3 protein-coding genes and 1 pseudogene are annotated in these 23,242 nt (G+C 72.1%); 1 reads left to right on the top strand and 3 read right to left on the bottom strand.

Going from position 1 to position 23,242, the window contains the following annotated elements; genetic code table 11:
- The first annotated feature begins 153 nt into the window (after positions 1–153).
- Positions 154–917, top strand: a pseudogene (locus tag ACFVWY_RS29975) (transposase family protein).
- A gap of 235 nt (positions 918–1,152) precedes the next feature.
- Here the strand turns inward: ACFVWY_RS29975 and ACFVWY_RS29970 are convergent.
- The 3 genes from ACFVWY_RS29970 to ACFVWY_RS29960 are packed head-to-tail and all read right to left on the bottom strand — an operon-like array spanning position 1,153 to position 23,230.
- Positions 1,153–21,006 (bottom strand): SDR family NAD(P)-dependent oxidoreductase, encoded by a 19,854-nt coding sequence (locus ACFVWY_RS29970; RefSeq protein WP_389877870.1) that lies wholly within the window; start codon positions 21,004–21,006, stop codon positions 1,153–1,155.
- Entirely contained in the window at positions 21,003–22,994 is a 1,992-nt protein-coding gene (asnB, locus tag ACFVWY_RS29965) for an asparagine synthase (glutamine-hydrolyzing) (protein WP_389877868.1), read from the bottom strand. The genes ACFVWY_RS29970 and asnB overlap by 4 nt, the downstream gene beginning before the upstream one ends.
- A complete protein-coding gene (locus ACFVWY_RS29960) occupies positions 22,982–23,230 on the bottom strand; it encodes an acyl carrier protein (RefSeq protein ID WP_389877867.1) in 249 nt (82 codons plus the stop codon). Before ACFVWY_RS29960 ends, asnB begins: the two co-directional genes overlap by 13 nt.
- Positions 23,231–23,242 lie beyond the last annotated feature (12 nt).

Below are 23,242 nucleotides of genomic sequence, written 5' to 3'. Positions count from 1 at the left end.
TACGGTTTCAGTCCAGCAGCCAGGTGGGTGTTCAGATTGAGGCTCTTCCAACCTGTCGGTGAGGTCCGGTAGGTGGCCGGTGCTGCACTATGAAGAAGCTCCTGGTAGACGGTGTCTCGACCAAGATCCGCCGTGTCCCGCCAGGAGCTTCGCTTGCTTGTCTATCCGTCGGCGATTGATCTGTCCACTCGCACTCTGCGGTATCTTGCCGGGCAACTCGCCTTCCGTAGGCGGGATATCGGTAAGTGGTGGAGGCGGCTGACCGCGGGCCGTCAGGACCTGCTCGCCCTGGCGCACCTGCGGTGTGGTGACACCTACGCCCAGCGTGTGGCCGGGTTCGGTATCGGGCTCGCTACCGTCTGCCGCTGCGTCCGCGAGGCGATCGACGTCCTGGCCGTGCTCGCGCCGAGGCTCGACGAAGCGATGGCGACGGCCCGCACGAAAGGCGTACGTGATCCTCGGCGGCACCGTGCTGCAGATCGACCGGATCGCCGCCGACCGGCCCTACTGCTCCGGCAAGGAGCGGCATCACGGCATGAACGTCCAGGTGCTGACCGATCCGTTGGGCCGGCTGCTGTGGGCCTCACCCGCGCTGCCCGGCGCGAGGCACGACCTGACGGCGGCACGCGAGCACGGCCTCATCGACGCCCTTGCCGAGGCGGACCTCACATGCTGGGCCGACGAGGCGTATCAGGGCACGGAACGGAACGTCCGGATCCCCGTTCAAAGGGCGCCGCTTCAAGCGGTGGCAACGACGCCACAACACCACCCACGCCAAAATCCGCTGCGTCGGTGAGCAGGCCATGACCACGCTCAAGAGCTGGCGTCTCCTGCGCAAGCTGCGCTGCAGCACCACCCGCATCACCGCGATCGGCAAGGCTGTTCTCGCCCTTCCGCTCGCGGCCGCGTCAGGATGAAATCACCTCACAGTTCACCTTCCCGCTGATGCCACGCCTGGGTGGCCGGCCACGACTGGCAGCTCTTGAAGACCACGGCCCTATGGATGAAGGTCACGTGGTCCACGGGCGACGAGCGGGTGGCCGCTGTCCTCAGGCAGGACAACGATGAACCACCACGGGCCGTCCTCGACGCAGGCTCGGCGACCGGGCCGGGCCCACGACGAAGACGGCTTTCGTGTCGCGGAACCTCCGATCAGCCGGACCGCTGGACCAGCCACTGGTGGACGGCGAGCGCCGTGGACTCTGCGTGTTCGTCCAGCATCGTGAAGTGGCTGCCGGGAACGTCGAGCCGGGTGTGCTCCAGCGGCCACTCCGGCCGCCACAGCGGTCCCGACCGGTCACCGAGCACCTCGAAGAGGGGTCCTTCCGAAGCCGCGCCCACGAACAGCGTCGGGGTCGACACCGGGCGGGGCCGCCAGCCGTCGAACAGCTCCGCGTACCGGGCCATCGCGGTGAGCTGCTCGTCCTCGACGGGCAGCTGCGGGAACCGACTGGTCAGCCAGTGGGCGATGGTGGCCATGCCCCCGGCGACATCGTCGTCGGGCCGCCCGGGGGAGTCGAGCAGCACCAGCGCGACCGGGGCGGCTCCGGCGGCCTCCAGCCGCCGCAGCACCTCATGGGCAGCCCACCCGCCCGATGAGTACGCCACCAGCGCGAACGGGCGGCCGGCGAACCGGCGTTGCAGGAAATCGGCCTGGAGGTCCATCGCCGCGTCCAGGTTCCCCGGCAGCGGTTCGCCCGCGCCGTAGCCCGGCACACCGGCTGTCCAGACGGACCGCAGACCACGCAGCGCGAGGGCGAACCGGAGGTACTGGTGCGCCCCGGTGGGAGCGACAAGCGACGGCAGGCAGACCAGCCCGATTCCGTCCGCGCCGTCGGCCAGATGCAGGGCCTCCGGCTCCCGGCCGTCCGCGCCGGAGGCGAAGGCGGGCCGCAGCCGCGCGGCGGCCGTCAGCAGGGAGCTGCTCAGGGCCGGGTCACCCGACCCCGCCAGCGTTGTGAACAGCGAGCCGATGGACGCGGCCGACGGCCCCCGAACGGCATCGGGGTTTGCGTCCTTGCCGCTGTCCGGCAGCCGGGCCCCGGTCAGCGCGTCCACCTCGGCGCGGTGGTGCTCCAGCAGGTAGGCGCCGAGCCGGTCCACCGAGTCCTCCTCGAAGAGCAGAGCCGAGGACAGCTCGCCCAGGTCCTGCCGGAGCGCGTTGGCGAACTGGAGGACCAGGATCGAGTCCATCCCGTACGAGGCGAAGGACGTCCCCGGGTCGATCTTCTTCGCCGGTATCCGCAGTGTCTCCGCCGCCTTGTCCGTGAGATAGGAGGCCAGGAGCGAAGCCCGGGTCGCGGCGGGGGCGGGGGGTACGACGGCCGGGGCCGGGGTGGGGGGCGCGGGGACGGCCGCGGTGGGCCGTGGTGGCACGGTGGCCGCGCGGGCCCGCGCGGGCACCCGCCGGTGCGCGACACCGTCGCCCTCGGCCGCCAGGATCTGCTGGCCAAGGTCGCGGGCGTGCGGCAGCAGGGAGACCACCGAGGAAAACCCCTCGCCGTGCAGCACCTCCCGCCAGGTCTCCGGCGCCAGCGCGGGCGAGCCCGGCACACGCAGCGGCACATCCTCGGACAGCCACCACCCTTCGAGCAGCCCGAACGTGAGATGGCTGAACACATCGAAGGCGGTCAGCTCATTGAGCAGCAGCCAGCCCTTGTCCCGCAGCGCCGACTTGGCGTTGCGCAGCGTGTTGCGCATGTTCCGGGTGGCGTGCAGGACATTGGCGGCGATGACCAGGTCGTAGCCGCCCTCCGGGATGCCCTGCCCCGCGAGCGGTTGCTCCACGTCGAAGCGCCGGCAGTCGAGGTAGGGGACATCCGGACCGAACCGGGCCTGGGCGCGGTTCAGGAACGCCTTCGACAGGTCCGTGTACGTGTAGGTCTCGACACTGTGCCAGTACGGGCGCAGCGCGGCGAACATGCCGACGCTGGTGCCCCCGGTGCCCGCCCCGATCTCCAGTATCCGGATGCGGTGACCCGGGTTCCTCCGCAGCAGCTCCGAGACGATCCCCGAGGCGGCCGACGCCATGGTGCGGTTGAAGGTGTCGGCCACCCGGTTGTTCCGGTAGCAGCCTTCCACCAGCTCCACCGAGCCGCGCGGGAAAATGCTGTCCGTCGCCGGGACGCGCCCGGTGAGAATATGCGGCAGCTCCTTCAACGTGGCGTCGACCAGGGCGAGTTCCGCCCTCTTGTCGGGATCGGCGGACCACCGTGTGCACTGCTCGGCCCACCGCTGTCCGAGAACGTCGAGAGGCCGCGCCCGGTCCGGTACGACCCGCAGGGCATGGGCGAGCCACATCGTGTACCGCTCGTCGATCCCGCCGCGCTCACGCGCCGCCGCCGGATCGGCGGGGGCCGGCTCCCCTGGCCGCAGCACACCCAGCGCCTCCAGATGGGCCCGCATCAGCTCGGCGAGCAGCGGATCACGCTCGGTGCGGCGCCAGTCGGCCACGCTCCGTAGGAGACACTCGTCCCCGTCGTCGAGGTCCGCCGGGGCCAGCGCCGCCCCGGACGGAACACCCATGGGCGAACGCCCGTACACGGTCGTGCGCAGCGTCATGTCGATTGGCTCGATCGCCTCCGGATCAGTCATCTTGACGAAACTCACCTGCGGCTGGGGACCGCCGAGCAGGGTGGCGAGCGAGGCCATCGCCTCCGGCGGTTCGATCGACAGCAGTCCCCACCGCGCCATGCTCTGCTGGTGGAGCGCGGAGACGACGCTGCCGGTCGATCCCCACCAGCCCCAGTTCATCACCTTCACCGGGCAGTCCAGATGAGTGGCCAGCAGATGCGCGTAGGCGTCGGAGAAGGCGCAACCGGCCGCGTAGTTGCTCTGCCCCGCCGCCGTGACGAACGACTGGAGCGAGGAGAAGAAGACGACGAAGTCGAGCGGCTCCCCGGCGAAGACCCGTGCCATGGCGACGCTGGTGTCGGTCTTCGCCGCCAGGCCCGCCCGGAAGTCGGCCTCCTCCATGGTGGCGAGGCCGCGGTCGCGCAGCACCAGGGCCGCGTGGACGACACCGTGGATTCGCCCGTACCGGGCCTTGATCTCCGCACAGGCCGCGCGCAGCGCCTCGGGGTCCGTGGCGTCGGCCGAAAGGTAGCTGACCTCTCCGCCGGGTCCGGCCGCCCGCGTCCGCGCCTCGATCGAGGCGTCCTGCGGGCGGCGGCCGATCCACACCACTCGGGCGCCATGGCGCTCCACCACGTGCCGGGTCCACGCCTCACCGAGGCCGCCCGCGCCGCCGATGACGACGTATACACCGCGCTCCCGGTACGGGGCCACCGTCGGCCGCTCGGTCGCGCACGGCACAAGCCGCCGCCGCAGCCACTGGCCCGAGCGCCGCGCCCAGGTGCCGCCGGTGGACCGCGCGGGAAGGTCCGTGAAGGCGTTCGGACCGTCGGTGGTGCCGAGGTCGAAGCGGCGGACCTCCCAGTGGCGGTATTCCTGCGCGAGCGAGCCGAACAGGCCGTGCAGGGCCGCCTGGGCCGGCCGGATCTCCTCGGCCGGATGGGTGGCCTGGGCGCCGCGGGTGACCAGGGTGACGCCGAGTGGACGGGCGTCCTGACCGGTGAGCAGCAGTGCCTTGACCATCCGGAAGGCGGCGAGGACGCCCTGTTCCTGGGCGGCGGCGAAGGCGGCGGTGTCCGTCGGGTGCGGCGCAGTGTCCGGGGCGACCCACAGCAGATGTCCGACCGGGCCGCCGGGCCGCAGCGCGGCGGCGTTCTCCTCGGCCGACGCGCTCGGCGCAAGCCGCCATGCCCGCGCCCCGGGGCAGCGCCGGGCGATCTCGGCGAACTGCCGGTCAGAGGCGCCGACGACCAGGGTCCGCTCCGGCAGCGGCGCGGGGGACACCCCGAGGTCCGCTTCCGGCACCGGCTCCCACACCGGGGCGAACAGCGAGGGCACGGGCTCGGGCACGGCCCGCGAGGTGTAACCGGTCATCCGTACCAGGACCGCCCCCGTTGGGTCGACCAGGTCGATGTCGAGCCTGCTGAGCGCGTCCGGCCCCTCCCGACCCGGCGCGGTACGGACCACGGCCCACATCGCGTCCACGCAGGGGCCGTACAGCTCCAGCGTGTCCAGGGCGAACGGCACCATCACCGCACCGGGCGGGGTCTGCGCACCGTCGAGGTCCAGCGCCGCCGACGCCTGGATCGCCGAGTCGAGCAGCGTGGGATGCAGACCGTACGGATAGGGCTCACCCGGTGCCGCCGAGAGACGGGCGACGACCAGGTCCGGCCCCACCTGGGCCTCCTCGATCGCGCGCAGGCTCGGCCCATGGGTGATGTCCTTGGCGGCGATCGCCTCGCCGATCCGCGCGCCCGGCACCCGGACCGGGCAGCCCGCGCGCAGTGCGTCCAGGTCCAGCGGGGCCGGACGCGGGGAGACAGAGGGCAGCACACGTCCCTCGCAGAACGGGTCCGTGTCGTCCGTCGCGGAGGCCACCCGGAAGGCGACGCCGTCGCCCTCTGGCCGCACCGTGATATCCACCGCCAGCGGAGCGCCCTCCACGACCAGCGGGCGGACCCAGGTGACGTTCCGCAGGGTGAGCGGGGTCGCGGTGTCCGTGCCGAGGGCACGGGCGGCGACCTCACGGGCCAGCTCCAGATGGACCACCCCGGGCAGGACCCGCTCGCCGCGCACCAGATGGTCGCGCAGGAAGCTTTCCTCGCCGGTCAGCTTCGCTGTGCCCCGAACGGTGCCGGGTTCGCCCGGCACCGGGGCCGTACCGACCAGGATCGGATGGCGGGGCTCCAGGGGCGCGAGCCGGTCGGACGCGGCCTCGGTGACGGCCGGCCCCGGCAGAGGGCTTCCGCCGACCCAGTGGCGCTCGCGGGCGAACGGGTAGGTGGGCAGGGGAACCCGGCGCGGCCCCTTACTCGGGAAGATCCGGGCGGGGTCGAGCACCGAGCCCCCGACGAACAGCTCGGCGAGCACGGTGAGGTCCGCGGCGCGGGTGAGGGCCGTCCCGGTGGCGCAGCGGCGCAGCGCCTCCTCGGCGTCCGGCAGCCCTGCTCCGGCGGCCTCCCCGGTGTGCGCCTGCGGCCCGTCGATCCCCTGGTCCAGGACGTCCAGCAGTTCGTTGCGGTCCCGTACCACGCAGGCGAAGCGGTGGGCGAAGTGCTCGCGTCCGGCGGCGAGCGTCCAGGCGATGTCATCGCAGTCCAGGGCGGTCTCCCGGCGCAGATGCGCGGCCAGACGCGCCACCTGCTCTTGGAGCTGCTCACGTGAACGCGCCGACAGCACGACCAGATGGGCCGGGCTCTGCGGACGCGGCCGGGACACCGCCGGCGGCTCCTCCAGGACGAGATGCGCGTTGGTGCCGCTGGCCCCGAAGGAGCTGACCACACCGCGTCGCGGGGTGCCCGAGGGCTTCGGCCACGGGTGGGTGCGGGTGCTGGGATAGAAGGGGCTGCCGTCGAACTGCACGGCGTTGTTGGGCCGTTCGAAGTGGAGCGAGGCCGGGATCTGCCCGTGCCTCATGCCGAGGAGGACCTTGAAGACGGCGGCGACACCGGCGGCGGACTGGGTGTGCCCGAGGTTCGTTTTGACCGAACCGAGGGCGCAGAAACCGGATTTGTCGGTGCCCTTGCGGAAGGCGCGGGTCAGCGCCTGGAACTCGATCGGGTCACCGAGCCTCGTGCCGGTCCCGTGGGCCTCGGCGACCTGGATCGTCTCGACATCGACGCCGAACCGGTCGTACACCTCGCTCAGCAGCCGTTCCTGCGAGAGCGAGCTGGGGGCGGTGATGCCGTTGGTCGCGCCGTCGTGGTTGGTGCCGGAGCCCCGGATCACACCGTGGATGTGGTCGCCGTCGGCGAGTGCGTCCGCCAGCCGCTTGAGGACCAGGACACCGACACCCTCACCCGGTACGAAGCCGTCGGCGCGGTGGTCGAAGGCATGGCAGCGCCCGGTCGGCGAGAGCATCCCGGCGCGTCCGGCGAGGTCGTACAGACGCGGGGAGGTCTGGACGTAGACACCGCCGGCGAGGGCCATGTCCGTCTCGTCCGACCAGAGGTCCTTGCAGGCCAGGTCGATCGCGACCAGGGAACTGGAACAGGAGGTCTCGACCGAGATGGCCGGCCCCTTCAGATCGAGGAAGTACGAGGCACGGGCCGGGACGAAGGACGCCATGTTCCCCCAGAACGCCTGCGCGGGCCCGTCCTCGCCGACGAGCTGCTGGTAGTCGCCGTCCCAGCAGCCGACATACACACCGCAGGTGCGCTCGGCGACCGCGCGTCCAGCGTAGCCCGCGTCCTCCAGGGCCTTCCAGGACTCTTCGAGCAGCAGCCGCTGCTGCGGGTCCATGACGGCGGCCTCGACCCCGGAGATGTTGAAGAACAGCGGGTCGAACTCGTCGATACGGTCGAGGAATCCACCGCGGGTGCAGCGCGGCCTGCCGGTGTCGTCGGCCGCCGGGAGGGGCCAGCGGGTCGCCTCGCCGATCAGGTCGTCACCGGCCGCCAGATGCTTCCAGAGCTCCTCCAGGGAGTCGGAGCCGGCGAACCGTCCGCTCATGCCGACGACCGCGATTGGCTCACGGCCGCCCGCCTCCGGAGCCGGGCCCTCGGCCTCGACCTCGGCCGCCGGAGCGGGCCCGGCGGCCGGCGGGGCGTCCGGGACGGGCAGCGTGATGGCCGTGCGGTGCTCGTGCAGCAGATGGGCGATCAGGCGGTCGGCCGTGCTGTGGTCGTAGATGACGCCGGTAGTGAGATCGAGGCCCAGGGCCTCGTTCAGTTCGTGGACGAAGCGGACGCCGAGGATGGAGTCCAGCCCGTAGTCGGCGAACGCGTGGCCGCTCGCGACCGCCCCGGCCTCCATGGCCAGAGCGTCGGCCAGCTTCTCCAGCACCACCTGCCGGACCCGTTCGTCGAGCGGCGGCGCGGGCCGCGCGTCCGCCACCGCGGGCGCCGGTGCCGGGCGGCCGGGCCGTGCTGCGGGTACGGCTCCGGGTACGAAGGGGGCGGCTTCCCGGATGTCGGGCACCCCGGGAGCGGCTTGGTGGTGGACGTCGGACACGAGGGGCGCGGCCTCTTCGACGCGGAACACCGGGGAAGCGGCGGGCGCGTCGGGTGTGCCGAGAGGCTCGAGGTCGCCGGCCCAGTAGCGGTCGTGGGCGAACGGATAGCTGGGCAGCGAGATCCGACGGGGCGTGTCCGGACCGTGCAGGGCGTACCAGTCCGGCGCCACCCCCTGGGTCCACAGCTCCGCGAGTTCCGCGAGCTTGCCCTGCCTGGCCAGGCGGGCCACCAGCAGATGCCCGACCTCCTCGTCCGCCGCGAGGTCGGCGACGGCGCTCCGGGGTTTACCGACGGTGCCCCGGTGGACGCCGGGGGTGTCCGTTTCCCCGTTCAGGTGCGCGCGCAGCACGGCGCGCAGTCCGGACACCGAGGTGGCGACCACGGCGAGGCGCTCTTCCCGGTCCTCCCGCCCGATCTGGAGGGTGAAGGCGATGTCGGCGAGACGCTCCCGCGCTCCCGCGCCGTCCAGATGCTCCGCCAGACGGGCGGCCTGAGCACGCAGCTGGTCCGGGGTGCGCGCGGACAGGACGACCAGGTGTTCGGCGGTGGCCCGGTCGGCTACGGGCTCTGACACGTGTTCCTCCAAGATGACATGTGCGTTCGAGCCTCCGGCACCGAACGACGAGACCGACGCCAGACGAGGGCGGTCGCCCGGCCAGTGGGCGAGGCCACGCTGGACGAAGAACGGGGTCTGTTCGAGGGCGAGGTTGGGGTTGAGTTCCTCGGCGTGCAGGCTCGGGGCAAACTGCCCGTGCCGCAGTTGCAGGACGGCCTTGGTCAGTCCGGCGATGCCGGCGGCGGCTTCCAGGTGCCCGATGGACGACTTGACGGAGCCGAGGGCGCAGAAGCCCCGGTCGTCCGTGTCCGCCGCGAAGGCCAGGGTCAGACCGGCCACCTCGATCGGGTCACCGAGTTCGGTGCCGGTGCCGTGCGCCTCGGCGTAGCCGATGTCCCGGGCCGAGACACCCGCGCGGTCGAGCGCGTCACGGATCACCTCGGCCTGGGCCGTGGGACTGGGCACCGTGTAACCGTGGGTGCGGCCACCGTGGTTGACGCTCGTGCCCCGGATCACCGCCAGCACCCGGTCGCCGTCGGCCAGCGCCCGGGAGAGCGGCTTGAGCAGCACCGCGCCCACACCCTCGCCCGGTACGAAGCCGTCACAGCCGCTGCCGAAGCTGCGCAGCTCGGGGCCGGTCGACAGCATGTTGGAACGGCACAGCTCGATGTAGTCCAGCGGGTGGAGATACAGATTCACCCCGCCGGCGATGGCCGCCTCGCAGGAGCCCTGGTACAGATGCTCGCACGCCTCGTGGATCGCGGTGAGGGACGCCGAGCACATCGTGTCGATGGTCAGACTCGGCCCGTGCAGATCAAGGACGTGCGAGGTCCGGGAACTCAGCGACGCGAACGACAGTGCCGGGACCACCGTCTCGCCCGAGGGCAGTCTGCGCGCGCCGTAGCGGGCGTGGCCGGACTTGGTGACACCGGCGAAGACCCCGACCCGGCCGCCATGACGGCCACCGAGTTCCCCGGGGGTGTAACCGGCGTCCTCCACGACCTCCCAGGCCGCCTGGAGGAACAGCCGCTCCTGCGGGTCCATGGCGTAGGCGTCCCGGGGGGCGATCCGGAAGAACATCGGGTCGAAGTCCGCGAAGCCGTCGAGGAACCCGCCCCATTTGCTGTAACTGCGCCCGGTGGCGATCGCCTTGGCACGGTCCGGCTCGTAGAAGCCTTCCCTCGGCCAGCGGTCGGCCGGGATCTCACCGATGCGGTCGCGCCCCGCCTTGAGGTTCTCCCAGAACGCGGTGAGGTCCGGGGCACCCGGGTAGCGTCCGCTCATCCCGATGACGGCGATGGGCTCCCGCCGCCCGGCGGGCGTGGCGGGCAGAGGCCGGGGCTCGGACGGCGCCGGCCCCGAGTCCCGGGTGGGCTCGCCGGACCTGCCGTCGGCATCGCGCGGCCCGTCCTGCGCAGGGGTGAGGTGCCCGGCGATCGCCCGGAGCGTCGGAAGCTCGTAGAAGAGGGTCTTCGACACCTCTCCGTGTCTGAGGGCCAGCTCCTTGTTGAGCTGCACCACCATGATCGAGTCCAGCCCCAGGGTGTGCAGCGGCGCGTCCGGGTCGATGTCGCCCGGTGGGACCTTGGTGACCTCGGCGAAGAGACCGGTGAGGCCGCGCAGCGCCTCCGCGGCGGTGCGCACGGATGTCGCCGGTGCTTCTGCTACGTCCCGTAAGGCGGTTGCCGGTGCTTCTGTTACGTCCCGCACGGCGGTTGCCGGTGAGGGGGTGACCGGGATCCGGTCGAGGTCTCCGTGGTGGATCCAGACCTGCCCCTCGCCGTCCAGCCGCCAGGCACGGACCAGTGCGCCGATGCCGTCCGCGGAATCCATCGGGGCCTGGCCCCGGCTCTGCCACAGACGCTTCAGGACGGCGTCGTCGACGGTCATTCCGCCCTCGCGCCACAGCGGCCAGGCCAGCGACAGGGCGCGTCCGAAGCGTTCCCCGGCGGCGGCACGCGCGTTGCGTCGTACGGCGAAGGCGTCGAGGAAGGCGTTGGCGGTGGCGTAGTCCGCCTGACCGGGATTGCCGGTGACCGCCGAGCCGGAGGAGCACAGCAGCAGGAAGTCCAGGGGCGCTTCGCCCACCGCGCGGTCGAGGTGGACGACGGCGTCCGCCTTCGGCGCGAGGACGTCCGCCCACTCCCGCTCCGTCTTGCGTACCAGGGCGCCGTCGCGCACCACCCCCGCGCAGTGCACGATCCCGTGCGGGCCCCCGTCCCGCTCCCGGACGTCCTCGACGAGGTGGCGCACCTCCTCCCAGCGTGAGACATCCGCCCGCGCGTACCGGGCGGCGGCCCCCGCTGCACGCAGCTCCGCGAGGAGCGCGTCGATCCGCGCGTCCCGGGGCGAGCGGCCGGCCAGGACCAGCGTTGCACCGGCGACGTCCCGGGCGATGGCACGGGCGATCACCGCACCGATGCCGCCCGCGCCGCCGGTGATCAGATAGACGCCGCCGTCGCGCCACGGTCCGGAGGCGTCGTTCCCGGGCGCGGGCTCGGCCCGCTCCCAGGTGAGGACGGAGCGCACCGCGTCCCGCTGGAGGACGACCTCGTCCCCGGTGGCCCGCGCGTTCTCCGCCACCAGGGCGGCGAGCGCCGGGCCGTCCGGCCCGTCGCGACCAGTGAGGTCGAGGCCGATGAGCTGCCCGGTGAGGGTGGGGTCCTCCGCCGCCGCGGTACGCAGCAGACCGGCGAGGGCCAGATGAACGATGTCGTCGCCACCGATGGGCGCCACCACCTGGACCAGCGTGCGGCTGGCCGAGGTGTCGGCGGCCAGCTCGCGCACGGTCTCGAAGACCTGCCGGGAGACAGCGCCGAAACAGCTGTCGAGGCGTTGTGCGCCGGTTTCGGCCGTCGCCCATCGCACGCCCGTCACCTGGCGCTCGGCGGATTCCCGCGCGGCGGCGAGCGCCCCGCACAGGATCACCACATGGCGCTCCGGCCGCTGCGGGCCGCTCGTGGGCGCGGGCTTCGGCCTCCAGCGGGGGACCAGCAGCGCGGTGCCGCTCCAGGCTCGGCCCGGGTCGTCCAGCCGCTCCGGCGCGGCATCCGGGATCCAGTAGCGCTCACGGGCGAAGGGATAGCCGGGCAGCCGCACCCGCCGGGGCGCCGACGCCCCGTACAGCGGCCGCCAGTCCACGGCCGCCCCCGCGGTCCAGCGGGCCAGCAGACGGGCCGGGTCGCCGTTCGGCACCAGGGGCACGGAATCGGTGACCGGCCGGACGGCACTGCCCCTGACCCCGTTCCCGATGTTCTCGCCGTCCGTTGTGAAGTTCCGCAGGTGGTCGGTGAGTTCACGCAGCGATCCGACGACCCAGCCGACGCGCTCGGCCATCGCCTCCCGTCCGGACTGGAGGGTCCAGGCCAGCGCGCGCAACGACGGCGGCTCGGGCGTCCGTTCCAGATGGGCGAGCAGCCTGTGGGCGACCTGGCTCAGTTGTCCTGGGGTACGAGCCGACAGCGGGACGATCACAGGGGTGTCCTCGGCGTCCGGGTCGGGCAGGGTGCCCGGGGTGTACTCCTCGACGACCACATGGCAGTTGGCGCCGCCGAAGCCGAAGCTGCTGATCCCGGCCCGCCGCGGGACCGAGCGGCGTCGCCAGGGCTCGTTCTCGCGCCCGACGCGGAAAGGGCCTCCTTCGAGTTCGAGATAGGGGTTGAGGTCCGCGCAGTTACGGGTCGCCGGGATGACACCGTGCTCCAGGGCGAGCAGCACCTTCAGCAGCCCGGCGACACCTGCCGCCGCCTCCAGATGGCCGATGTTGGTCTTCACCGAGCCCAGCACGACGTCCGCCAGGGGGGTGCTGCCGAGCCGTTTGTAGGCGGTGCGCAGCGCGCGTACCTCGACGGGGTCGCCGAGCACGGTTCCGGTGCCGTGGGTCTCGATGTAGTCGACGGTGTCCGGCTCGATGCCCGCCATCGCCGTCTGGACCAGCTCGGCCTGGGCGTCCGCGTTGGGCGCCGTCAGGGAGTTGGCGCGGCCGCCGTGGTTCTCGGCGCTGCCGACGAGCACGCCGAGGATCGGATCACCGTCCCGCTCGGCGGCGTCGAGCGGCTTGAGCACCAGCGCGCCGACGCCCTCCCCGCGCACATAGCCGTCCGCGTCCCGCGCGAAGGTCCGGCACCGGCCGGTCGGGCTCAGCATCCCGGCGCGGTGGGCGCTGACGAAGGTGTCCACACTGAGCAGGAGATTGACTCCGCCGGCGATCGCCAGATCGCACACGCCGGAGCGGATGGCCTCCAGCGCGCGGTGCACGGCGACCAGGGAACTGGAGCAGGCCGTGTCCACGGGCTGGCTCGGGCCCCGGATGTCGAGGATGTACGAGATCCGGTTGACCAGCATGGAATGGGCGTTGCCGGTGGAGGTGAACGCGTCCGGTTCGACGCCGTGGGTGGTGAGCAGAGTGGCGTAGTCGGTGCCCGAGACACCGAAGTAGAGCCCGGTGTTCCTCGGTAGTCCGGCCCGGGTGTACCCGCTGTCCTCGATCGCGCTCCAGACCGTTTCCAGGGCGAGCCGGTGCTGGGGGTCCATCAGCTCGGCTTCCCGCGGGTAGATCTGGAAGAAGCCGGCGTCGAACGCGTCGACATCGTCGACGACACCCGCGTGGCGCGGGAAATCGGCCTTCTCCACGATCCGCCGGTAGGCGTCGTTGTAGCGGTGGACGGGGAACTGCGAGACGCAGTCCCGGCCTTCGACGAGCCGCGACCAGTAGGTGTCCAGGTCGGGTGAGCCGGGGAAGCGCCCGGCGGCACCGATGACGGCGATGGGCACCGGCCCGTCGCGGCGTTCCGGGGCACGGCTCTCCCGGCTGGTCGCGGCGGACGGAGCCGGCTCGGTCACGGCCGTCCGCGGTACCGAAGGCATCGACGGGACCGGCGGTTTCGAGCCTTCCCGCGCGGTGTCGAGCTGGTGCCCGAACTCGGTGACCAGATGGCGGCCCAGCCGGTCCAGCGTGGTCAGATCGAAGAAGACCGCGGGGGTCAGCTCGACACCGAGCGACTCCTTGATGAGCGTGCTGAACGCGACGAGCGAGATGGAGTCGAAGCCGAAGGCGTCGAAACCGGTGTGGACATCCAGTTCCTCGGCATCGAACTTCAGGATGTCCGCCGCGATACGGCGGAGTTCACCGACCGTGAAGGCGACCAGTGCCCCGCTCTCGTCCTCGGGCGGCTCCGGAGGGCCGGACGCGAGCGCCCGCTGCTCAGCCATGGCAGGCACCGGCGTACTGCTGCGCTCCGCCTCTGTGGCCGCGGACTCCGTACCGCCCTCGCCCCACCGCACGCCCACCAGTTCGGCCAGGACCCGGCCGTCGCGGTCCGCCAGCCGGACCCGGCCGCCGGGGGTATCGGGCCGCGTCGGCAGGTCGAGGAACACCTGGGCCACGTCGTCGCCGTCCCGTGCGTCACCGAAGAGACGTATGTCGTCGATCCGGTACGGGACTTGCCGTGCCCAGGCGGGTTCACCGGCCCGCCTGGCGAAGAGCTGGACACCATGGGCGATCGCCGCGAGGACATGCGGGGCGATACTGATGTTTCTCCGGGTGTGATCCAGGCGAAGCTCCGGGACGGACACATCGAGGACGAGCTGTCCGTCCGGCAGCCAGTGCGCGCCGTGCACCCCGCACAGCAAGGGGTCGGGGGTGATGCCGCCCTCGGCCAGTTCGGCCAGCACCTCCTCCCGGTCCAGGGCGCGCGTACCGTCGCCGCCGAGCCGCACGGTGTCCGGCGCGGCCCGCCGGTTGTCCGGGTACACCGCGAAGTCGGCGACCGGGGTACGCGCTCCCGTCCCGTCCTCGCGGAACACGGCCCCGACGGCTTCCTCCCGGCCCCGGACGGTGACCGTGGTGACCAGACGGGCGGTGGCGTCCCAGGGGACCGGGCCGTACAGGCGCAGGCCCTTGACGCGCGGGGTGCCGGTGAGTCCGGAGACCTTCCCGACGGCGAGCGCCAGATCGACGGCGAAGGTCGGGACGATGCCCCGCACCTTGTCCTGCGGGCAGCCGTAGTCGGCGAGGTCGTCGAGGTGGACGTCCAGACCGTAGCGCAGCCCGTCGATGTCGGATTGGTTGGCCCCGAGGAACGGATGCGGTTTCCCGCTCAGGACCAGCGGCGCGGTGACGTCGGGTGCGCCCGGCTCCGGGTCCACCCAGCACCGCACCCGCTCGAACGGGTAGGCCGGCAGCGAGATCCGCCGGGGCGGGCGGGCGCCGGTGAGCGGGGCCCAGTCGACGCCACCGCCACCGGTCCAGGCGAGGGCCAGTTCACGGGCGGCCGAGGCGCGCGGGCCGGTAGCGGTGAGCGCGGCGGCCTGGTCACGGTCACCGGCCAGATAGCGGTCGACGGCCGCGACGGCATCGGCGAGGTTCTGGGCCAGGAAGGCCCAGCGGCACGGCAGTTCGTTCTTGCCGACCCGGAGCGTATGGGCGATCGAGGGCAGGTCCGCCTCGTCCGCCGCCGCCAGGAAGTCCCTGAACCGCCGGAGCGAGGTCTCCAGCACGGTGTCGGTCATCGCGGAGAAGACGAACAACTCGGGCCCGTCCGGCCGCGGTGCCCGGGGGCCGGTTCGGTCGATGTACTCCTCCACGACGATGTGCGAGTTCATACCGCCCGCACCGATGGAGGTGATACCGGCCCGCCGTGGATGGACGGTCGTGGATCCGTTCTCCACCGTGACTGCCGGTTCCCACTCGGTGCGTTCCCGCTGCACCCGGAAGGGCGTGTCGGCGAAGGAGATGTCGGGATTTAGCTGCTCGCTGTGGAGCGAGGGGACGAGGGTGCGCTTCTTGAGCTGGAGGACCACCTTCGCCAGGCCGACCATGCCGGCCGCGTGCAGCAGGTGTCCCATGTTGGACTTGACCGACCCCAGGGCGCAGAACTGCGTGTCCCGGGTGTACTTGCCGAACGCCGTGGTGAGGGCCCTGACCTCGATCGGATCGCCGAGCGAGGTGCCGGAACCGTGGCCCTCCACATAGCTGATGGTGCGCGGGTCGACGCCGGCGTCGTCGATCGCCTTCTCGATGGCACGGGCCTGCATCCGCGGGTTGGGCACGGTGAACCCGTTGCGCACACCGGCGTTGGTGATCGCGGTGCCCTTGATGACGGCGTGGATCCGGTCACCGTCCCGCTCGGCGTCGATCAGCGGCTTGAGCACCACGGCGCCGACGCCCTCGCCGAGGATGGTCCCGTCCGCGCCGAGCCCGAAACTCCGGATGACATCGGAGGTCGCGGTGGTGAAGTGCTCGTGTGAGGAGGTGATGAGGTTGTACGGGTGCAGCAGGAGGTTCACCCCTCCGGCGACTACCATCCGGCACTCGCCGGCCCGCAGCATCTGCACGGCCTGGTGCACACACGTCGACGAACCCGAGCACATGGTGTCGAGGAAGATCGACGGCCCGGTGAACCCGTAGAAGTACGACAGCATGTTGGGCAGCGTGCCGGTGTAGCTGCCGGTCGCCGGGGCCCCGCGGGTCAGGCTGTTCTGGAAGCCGTAGAGACCGTAGTGGTTGCTCATGGAGCCGACGAGCACGCCGACGTCGCCCTGGTATTGGCGCTGGATCGTCTCGCGGGAGTACCCCGCGTCCTCCAGCGCCTCGACACCGGCCCGCAGGAGGAGGCGGACCTCCGGTGACATCCGTTCCGCCTCGCGTTTGGAGACCCGGAAGTATCGGGGGTCGAAGGTGCCGATCTCCCCGAGGAACGTCCCGGTACGGATGGCGCTCTTGCCGGGGACACTGCGCTCGTTGCTGTAGATCGTGTCGTGGTCCCAGCGCTCGCGGGGCACCTCCCGGAAGAGGTGGCGCCCTTCTTCGAGGACCGACCACAGCTCGTCCAGGGTCTCGGCGCCGGGGTAGCTGCCGGAGATACCGATGATCGCGATGTCGTGGCGGTCGTCGGACGCGGCGGCGGCCGGAGCCCCGGCCGCGGCGGCCCGGACCTCCACCGGTGCCAGGTCCCGGCGTGCGGACGCCTCATCCGGCCCGGGGACGGCCGACGGTTTGGGCGCGGCTGACGCTCCGGACACGGCGGACGGTTCAGGTACGGCGGACGGCTCGGTCCTCGCCACCGGCTCGGGCGTCCGTTCCGGTGCCGCGCCGAAATGGGATTCAAGCGCCGTCCGGTGCTCCTCGACGAGATAGCCGACGACGCCTTCGATGTCGAGGTACTCGAAGAAGAGCGTCTTGGGCAGCGGCCCGGTGACCTCGCCGAGCCGCTCGGTGGCCTCCAGGATGGCGAGCGAGTCGATCCCGTAGTCGACCAGGCCGACGGTGGTGCCGAGGGCCGCCGGGTCGTGGTGCAGCACCTCGCCCAGCACCTGCTTCACCACCTCCGTCGTACGCGCCACCAGGTCGTCCCCGGAGAGCCCGCCCGGGGCCCGGACGGGCGGGGCGGGCACCGCGGCGGGCACCGCGGCGGGCGCGGCCTGCGGCTCGGCGGTGAGGGAGGCGTCGGCGCCGTACGCGAGGACGAGGTGCTCCGGCGAGTCGAGCAGCGCGCGCCCCAGGACCCGCAGACCGTCCTCCGTGGGCAGCGGCTCCCAGCCGCGCTGCCGGCGCATCGACGCGAGGGTCACCTCGTCCATCGTCATCCCGCCGTCCGCCCACAGCGGCCAGCTCACCGCCACGGTCCGGCCGGTCCGCTCCCCGGCGTCCACCAGCGTCTGCCGGTGTCGGGCGAAGGCGTCCAGGAAGGCGTTGGCCGCCGCGTAGTCGCCCTGGCCCGCGCTGCCGTACACCCCGGCGACGGAGGAGAAGAGCACCAGGAAGTCGAGGGCGAGGCCGCGGGTGGCCACGTCGAGGTGGAGGACACCGGCCACCTTCGGCGCCAGCACCTCCGCCACCTCGCGGGGGTCCTTGGTGAGGAGATAGGCGTCCCGCAGCGTCCCCGCCGCGTGCACGATTCCGTCCAGCGACCCGTGCTCGCGCACGATGGTGCGGACGGCGCGCTCCACGTCCTGCGCGCTGCCCGCGTCGGCGGCGAGGTAGTGCGCGTCGACCCCGGCCGCGCGCAGCCCGGCCAGTGCCTCGTCGGTCGCCGCCCCGGCCGGGGTCCGGCCGCTGAGCACCACGGTGACACCGTCCTGCCGGGCGAAGTAGCGGGCGACGTTCCGGCCGAGGCCGCCGAGGCCCCCGGTCAGCCAGTAGACCCCGCCCTTCTTCAGCGGCGGGACCTCCGGACCGGCGGAGGGTTCGACGGCGACCGGACGCCAGGTGCGGCGGACGCCGTCGGCGCCGCGACGGATCTCGGCGTCGGCGACGACGGGATCGGCGGCCTCCTGGCGCACGATCTCCGCGATCCGCCCGGACGGCGCGGTGCCGAGGCCGGCGACCCGGACCACCCGCCCGGACACGGACGGGTTCTCCAGGTGCAGGGTCCGGAAGAGGCCGACGAGCGGCGCGTGGCAGAAGCGCGGCACCCGGTCGTCGACCAGTACGAGGAAGCGGTGCGTTCCCCTCGGTTTCGAGCGCAGCAGTTCCTGGATCCGCCCGAGGACACGGTCCAGTACGACGGTGACACCGTCCGCCACGGCGTCGAGGGGGACGCCGGGCAGGGCGGTGAAGGGGAGGCCGGTCGCACCGGACAGCCCGGAGACGAACGGCTCGGGCATCCCGGCGACGAAGCCGTGCACCGTGCCGGGCTCGGCCGTGCCGGCGGGCGCAGCCTCCACCCAGCGCGAGGTGGCTGCCACCACGCCCGGCCCGGTGGGGGCGGACGGTTCGGCGGGTTCCGCCGGTTCGGTGACGGTCCGCTGCGCGAGACCGCGCAGCCGGGCCAGGACCGTGCCGTTGCCGTCGCACAGGTCGATGTCGAAGACGGCGAGCTCCTTGCCGCCGCGCTGGTGGCGGACCCAGGCCCAGACGGCGTCCCCGCACGTGCCGTGGACGTCGAGGCGGTCAAGGGCGAGCGGCAGCGTCAGCGCCTGCTCCGCCCCGGGGTTCAGGGCGGACCGGAGGACCAGCGACGCCTGGAGCGCCGCGTCCAGCACGCTCGGCGGCAGCGCCACCGCGATGTCCGTTGCGGGCCGCTCGATCCGCGCGAGCAGTTCCCCCGACCCGAGGTGGATCCCGGTGAGTCCGCGCAGGGCAGGCCCGTACCGCAGTCCCGCCTCGCGGAAGCCCGCGTACACCTCGGCGGGGTCGCGGCGAGCGGTGCAGGACGCGCGCAGCGCGTCGAGGTCGAGCGTCTCGCACTCCTCCGCCGGGCCGACCGAGGCGATGCCCCGGCTGTGCACCACGGCGGCGCCGGCCTCCTCGTCCCCGGTACGGATCTCGTACCCGAGGGCGCCGTCGTCCCCGGGGGTGAGCACCACCCGAACCTGGAGCGGCTGCCCGTCCGCAACCAGCGGGCGCAGCCAGGCCGTGTCGGTCAGCCGGAGTGCCGTGGCGGCCGGGTCCTCGTGACCGGTGGCGTACGACACCGCGGCGCGGACCATCTCCAGCTGGGCGGCGGCCGGCAGCACCCGCGCCCCGTCCACGCGGTGGTCGTCGAGGAACGGCTCGTCGCCGGTGAAGACCGAGGTATAGCGCTGTTCGCCGAGGCGGGAGGTGTTGCGGTGCACGAGGGGGTGGAGCGTGCCGGTGGTCGTGGCGTTCTCGTTCTCGGGGCGGGTCCGGAACCAGTGGCGTTCCCGGGCGAAGGGGTAGCCGGGCAGCCGCACTCGGCGCCCGTGCGGGTGGCCCGGCAGCGGGGACCAGCCCGTCTCGCCGCCCGCGGCCCACCGCTGGGCGGTCTCCGTCAGCTCGGCGAGACCGTCCGTGTCCGGTGCCCCGGTACGGTCGTGCGCGGCGGTGTCGCTCAGCATTCCATCCGCGAACTCGCCCAGAGCGAGCAGGAGGTGCCGTCGGTCCGTCACCACGAAGGCGACCCGCGCGGGCATCGGCTCACGGCCGGTCCGGAGGGTGTACGCGATATCGGCGAGGCGCGGCGACGCACCGGCCGGAGTATCGGCGGTGGAGGACGCGGTCAGAAACGTGTGCAGGTCCTTCGCCACCCGGCGCAGGCGCTCCGGGGTACGTGCCGAGAGGGGTACGACACAGGCGCCCGGCTCCTCGGCCCCGCAGTCCGGCCGGTCGCCGGGCAGGTACTCCTCCAGGACGACGTGAGCGTTGGTCCCGCCGAAGCCGAAGGAGCTGACCCCGGCGCGCCGGGGCACCGGGGCGGCGTCCGGACCCGCGGGCGGCTCGGCCCACGGCTCGGTCTCGCTCACGATCCGGAAGGGACTGCCATCCAGCTCGATCAGCTTGTTCGGCTCGGTGAAACCGGCGGTCGCGGGGAGCACCCGTTCCCGGAGGGCGGCGATCACCTTGACCATCCCGGCGACGCCCGCCGCGCCCTCCAGATGCCCGATGTTGGTCTTGACCGAGCCGATGCCGATGGTTCCCGGCACGGGTTCCGTGCCCTGTGCCCGGTGCAGCTCGCGGAAGGCGCGCTTGAGCGCGAGCACCTCGATGGGGTCGCCGACCGGCGTACCTGGACCATGGGCCTCGATATAGGACACGGTCTCCGGGCGGATGCCCGCCCGGGTGTAGAGCCCCTCGATCAGGCTCGCCTGCGCGACCGGATTGGTGACGGTGAGCGAATTGGTCCGGCCGCCGTGGTTGGTGGCGACACCCCTGATCACCGCGTACACCGGATCGTCGTCGGCGACCGCCTGTGCCAGTGGCTTCAGCAGCAGCACTGCGCCGCCCTCGCCGCGCACATACCCGTCGGCCCCCTGGTCGAAGGCCCGGCAGCGGCCGGTGGGCGACAGCATGCTCGCCTGGCTGAAGGCGACGAAGTGTTTGGGCGACCAGCACAGATTCACCCCGCCGGCCAGGGCCAGCGCGCAGTCGCCGTTGCGCAGCGCGGACACCGCCTCGTAGACCGAGACCAGCGAACTGGAGCACGCGGTGTCATTGGTGATGCTGGGGCCCTGGAAGTCCAGGTGGTACGAGATCCGGTTGGAGATGATCGAGTACGCGGTGCCGGTGGGGAAATAGGCGTCGGTCCTGGCCCCGTCGCGTTCCATCAGTTCCGCGTAGTCGGCGTGGCAGACCCCCATGAAGACGCCGGTCCGGGTGCCCGCCAGCTCGCCCGCGCGGTAGCCCGCGTCCTCGATGGCGTGCCAGGCCAGTTCCAGGGCGAAGCGCTGCTGGGGGTCCATGCTCGCCGCCTCGCGCGGGGAGATGCTGAAGAAGGCGGCGTCGAAACGGTCCGCCTCCTCGATGAAGCCGCCCCAGACGCTGTTCGTCTTCTCGGCGCCTCGCCTGGGGCTGCCGAACCAACGCTCCTTGGACCATCGTTCGGGCGGCACCTCGGAGATCAGCGACCGGCCCGCGACCAGATGGCCGAAGAACTCCGGCAGGGTCTCGGAGCCGGGCATCCGCAGTGCCAGCCCGATCACTGCGACGCCGTCCTCGGCCGGAACGTACGCGCGCGTGGTCATCGCCGCCCTCCGGGAAGGAGTGAGGACCCGCGGCGGTCGATCACCGTGGTCAGGTTCATCTGGGCGTCCGATGGACTACGCATGGGGCCGTTCCCGTCCGTCACGAACTGCTGGTTGAGCAGGGCGGTCGAGAGAAGCAGGACGAACGCCTGGTCCTCCTTGGTGCTGATCCCGTCCGGGGGAGTGGCCAGGACCTTGCGGACCAGCCGCTCGGCGAAGACCGGTTCGATACCGTCGATCTTCTTGAGCTCCCGCTCCGAGAGAACCAGCTCCAGATAGTCCGGCCGGTGCTCCTGGAAGGCGACGCCGCCCGGGGCGCGGTAGGGCTGCTTGCGCCGGGAGAGCGGATCCGCCGGGAGGAGTCCGCGGAACGCCTCCTTGAGCACGGCCTTCTCCTCCCATCCGTCGTCGAAGCGCAGATTGGCCGAGGCGGCGGCGCGCACCACGGCCGGGTCGAGGAACGGGCAGCGGTTCTCCACCCCGTGGGCGAGCCCCATCCGCTCCCCCTGGCTGGACAGCAGATAGCCGGCCAGCAGGGTCCGGAACTCCAGCCACTGCGCCTTCTGGGTCGGGGACAGGCCGGCATAGCCGGGCGTGTTCCCGACCAGCGCGAGCAGATCGGCGAACGGCTCGGTGCGGTCCTGGAGCAGCCGCTGGGCGAACCGGCCGTTCTGGTAGCGCAGTTCATGCGAGAACAGCCCCGGCAGCCGCTCCTCGGAGAACTGGCTGAGCAGCCCCGCCACATGGACCCGGTGCTCGGGTCCGAAGTGGCCGAGTTCCGGATGCAGCACCGCGATCCGGCGCTGTCGCTCCTCGGGGGAGAGGCCGTTCCAGGAGGCGCGCAGCATGGTCTCGCGGAACAGCGAGTAGCCGAGGAAGGCCTCGTCCGCGCCTTCTCCGCTCAGGATCGTCTTGATTCCGGCGTCGCGTACGTGCCGCGACAGCAGGTACATCGGGACGAGGGCCGTACGGAAGACGGGGAACTCGGCGTGATGGACGGCGGCGGGGAAGTTCTCCGTGATGTCGGCCGTGGAGATCGTGATGGCGGAATGGCGGGTGCCCAGGTAGTCCGCGACGGAGTGCTGGCTGCCCGACTCGTCGAGGGCCCGGTCCTCGAACTCCACGGAGAAGGTGCGGACCTCGTGGGAGGAGAGGTCCGTGGCGAGCCTGGTGATGACGGACGAGTCGAGGCCGCCGCTCAGATAGACCCCGACCTCGACATCGCTGCGCAGCCGTACATCGACGCTGGTGCGCAGGGTGTCGCGCACCAGCTCGGCCGCCTGGGCCGCCGTACCGGTGAACGGCTCGGCGGTGACGGAGAGTTCCTCATACGTGTGCACCGTGGGCCGGCCCCCGCGGAGGGTGAGGAAGCTGCCGGGGGGAAGCTGGCTCACCCCCTTGAACGGGGACCGGTCCGGCAGCGGGGTCCAGATCCCGAAGACCGTCTTCAGCTCATGGGGGTCGAGTGCGAAACGGAAACCCGGGACGGCGCGGAACGCCTTCATCTCCGAGGCGAAGAGGAACCCGCCGGGGCCGCTCGTGTGGAACAGCGGGCGCTTGCCGTACCGGTCGCGGGCGAGGAGGAGTTCGTCGGCGACGGCGTCCCGGACGGCGAAGGCGAACGCCCCGTTGAACCGGGTCAGGCAGTCCGGCCCCCACTGGATCCATGCCTGGAGGACGACCTCCGTGTCCGACCGGGTACGGAACGGCCGGCCGAGCCCGCGCAGTTCCTCACGCAGCTCGATGTGGTTGTACAACTCGCCGTTGAAGCAGATCCAGTAGCGCTCCGTGGCATCCGACATGGGCTGCGCACCCGTCGCCAGATCGACGATCGCCAGCCGCACGGTCCCCATGGCAAGACCGTCGTCCAGGTAGTAGCCCACCTCGTCGGGTCCGCGGTGGCGGATCTCCGACAGCATGCCGGCGACGACCTCGGGGCGGGGCTCCGCACCGGGCGAGGAGGGGACGTACCCCGCTACTCCGCACACGGGGCGCCTCCCGGCGTACCGCTGCGGTCCATCCGGGCGGCCACGAACCTGTCGATCGCCTCCAGCGTGGCCGGGACCTCCAGCAGGAACTCCGCGCTCTCGATCTCCAGCGAGAATTCCTTCTCCAGGAAGGACATCAGTTGGACGTATCCGAAGGAATCGATGATCCCTTCCTTGAAGAGATCGCTCTGCGGTGTCACGTCGTCACCAAAGTCGATCAAGAACTGTTCTTCCACGAACCGAATGAT

The sequence above is a fragment of the Streptomyces sp. NPDC058195 genome, from assembly GCF_042883525.1.
Taxonomy (GTDB): Bacteria; Actinomycetota; Actinomycetes; order Streptomycetales; family Streptomycetaceae; genus Streptomyces.
This window is presented reverse-complemented; position numbering and strand designations above follow the sequence as displayed.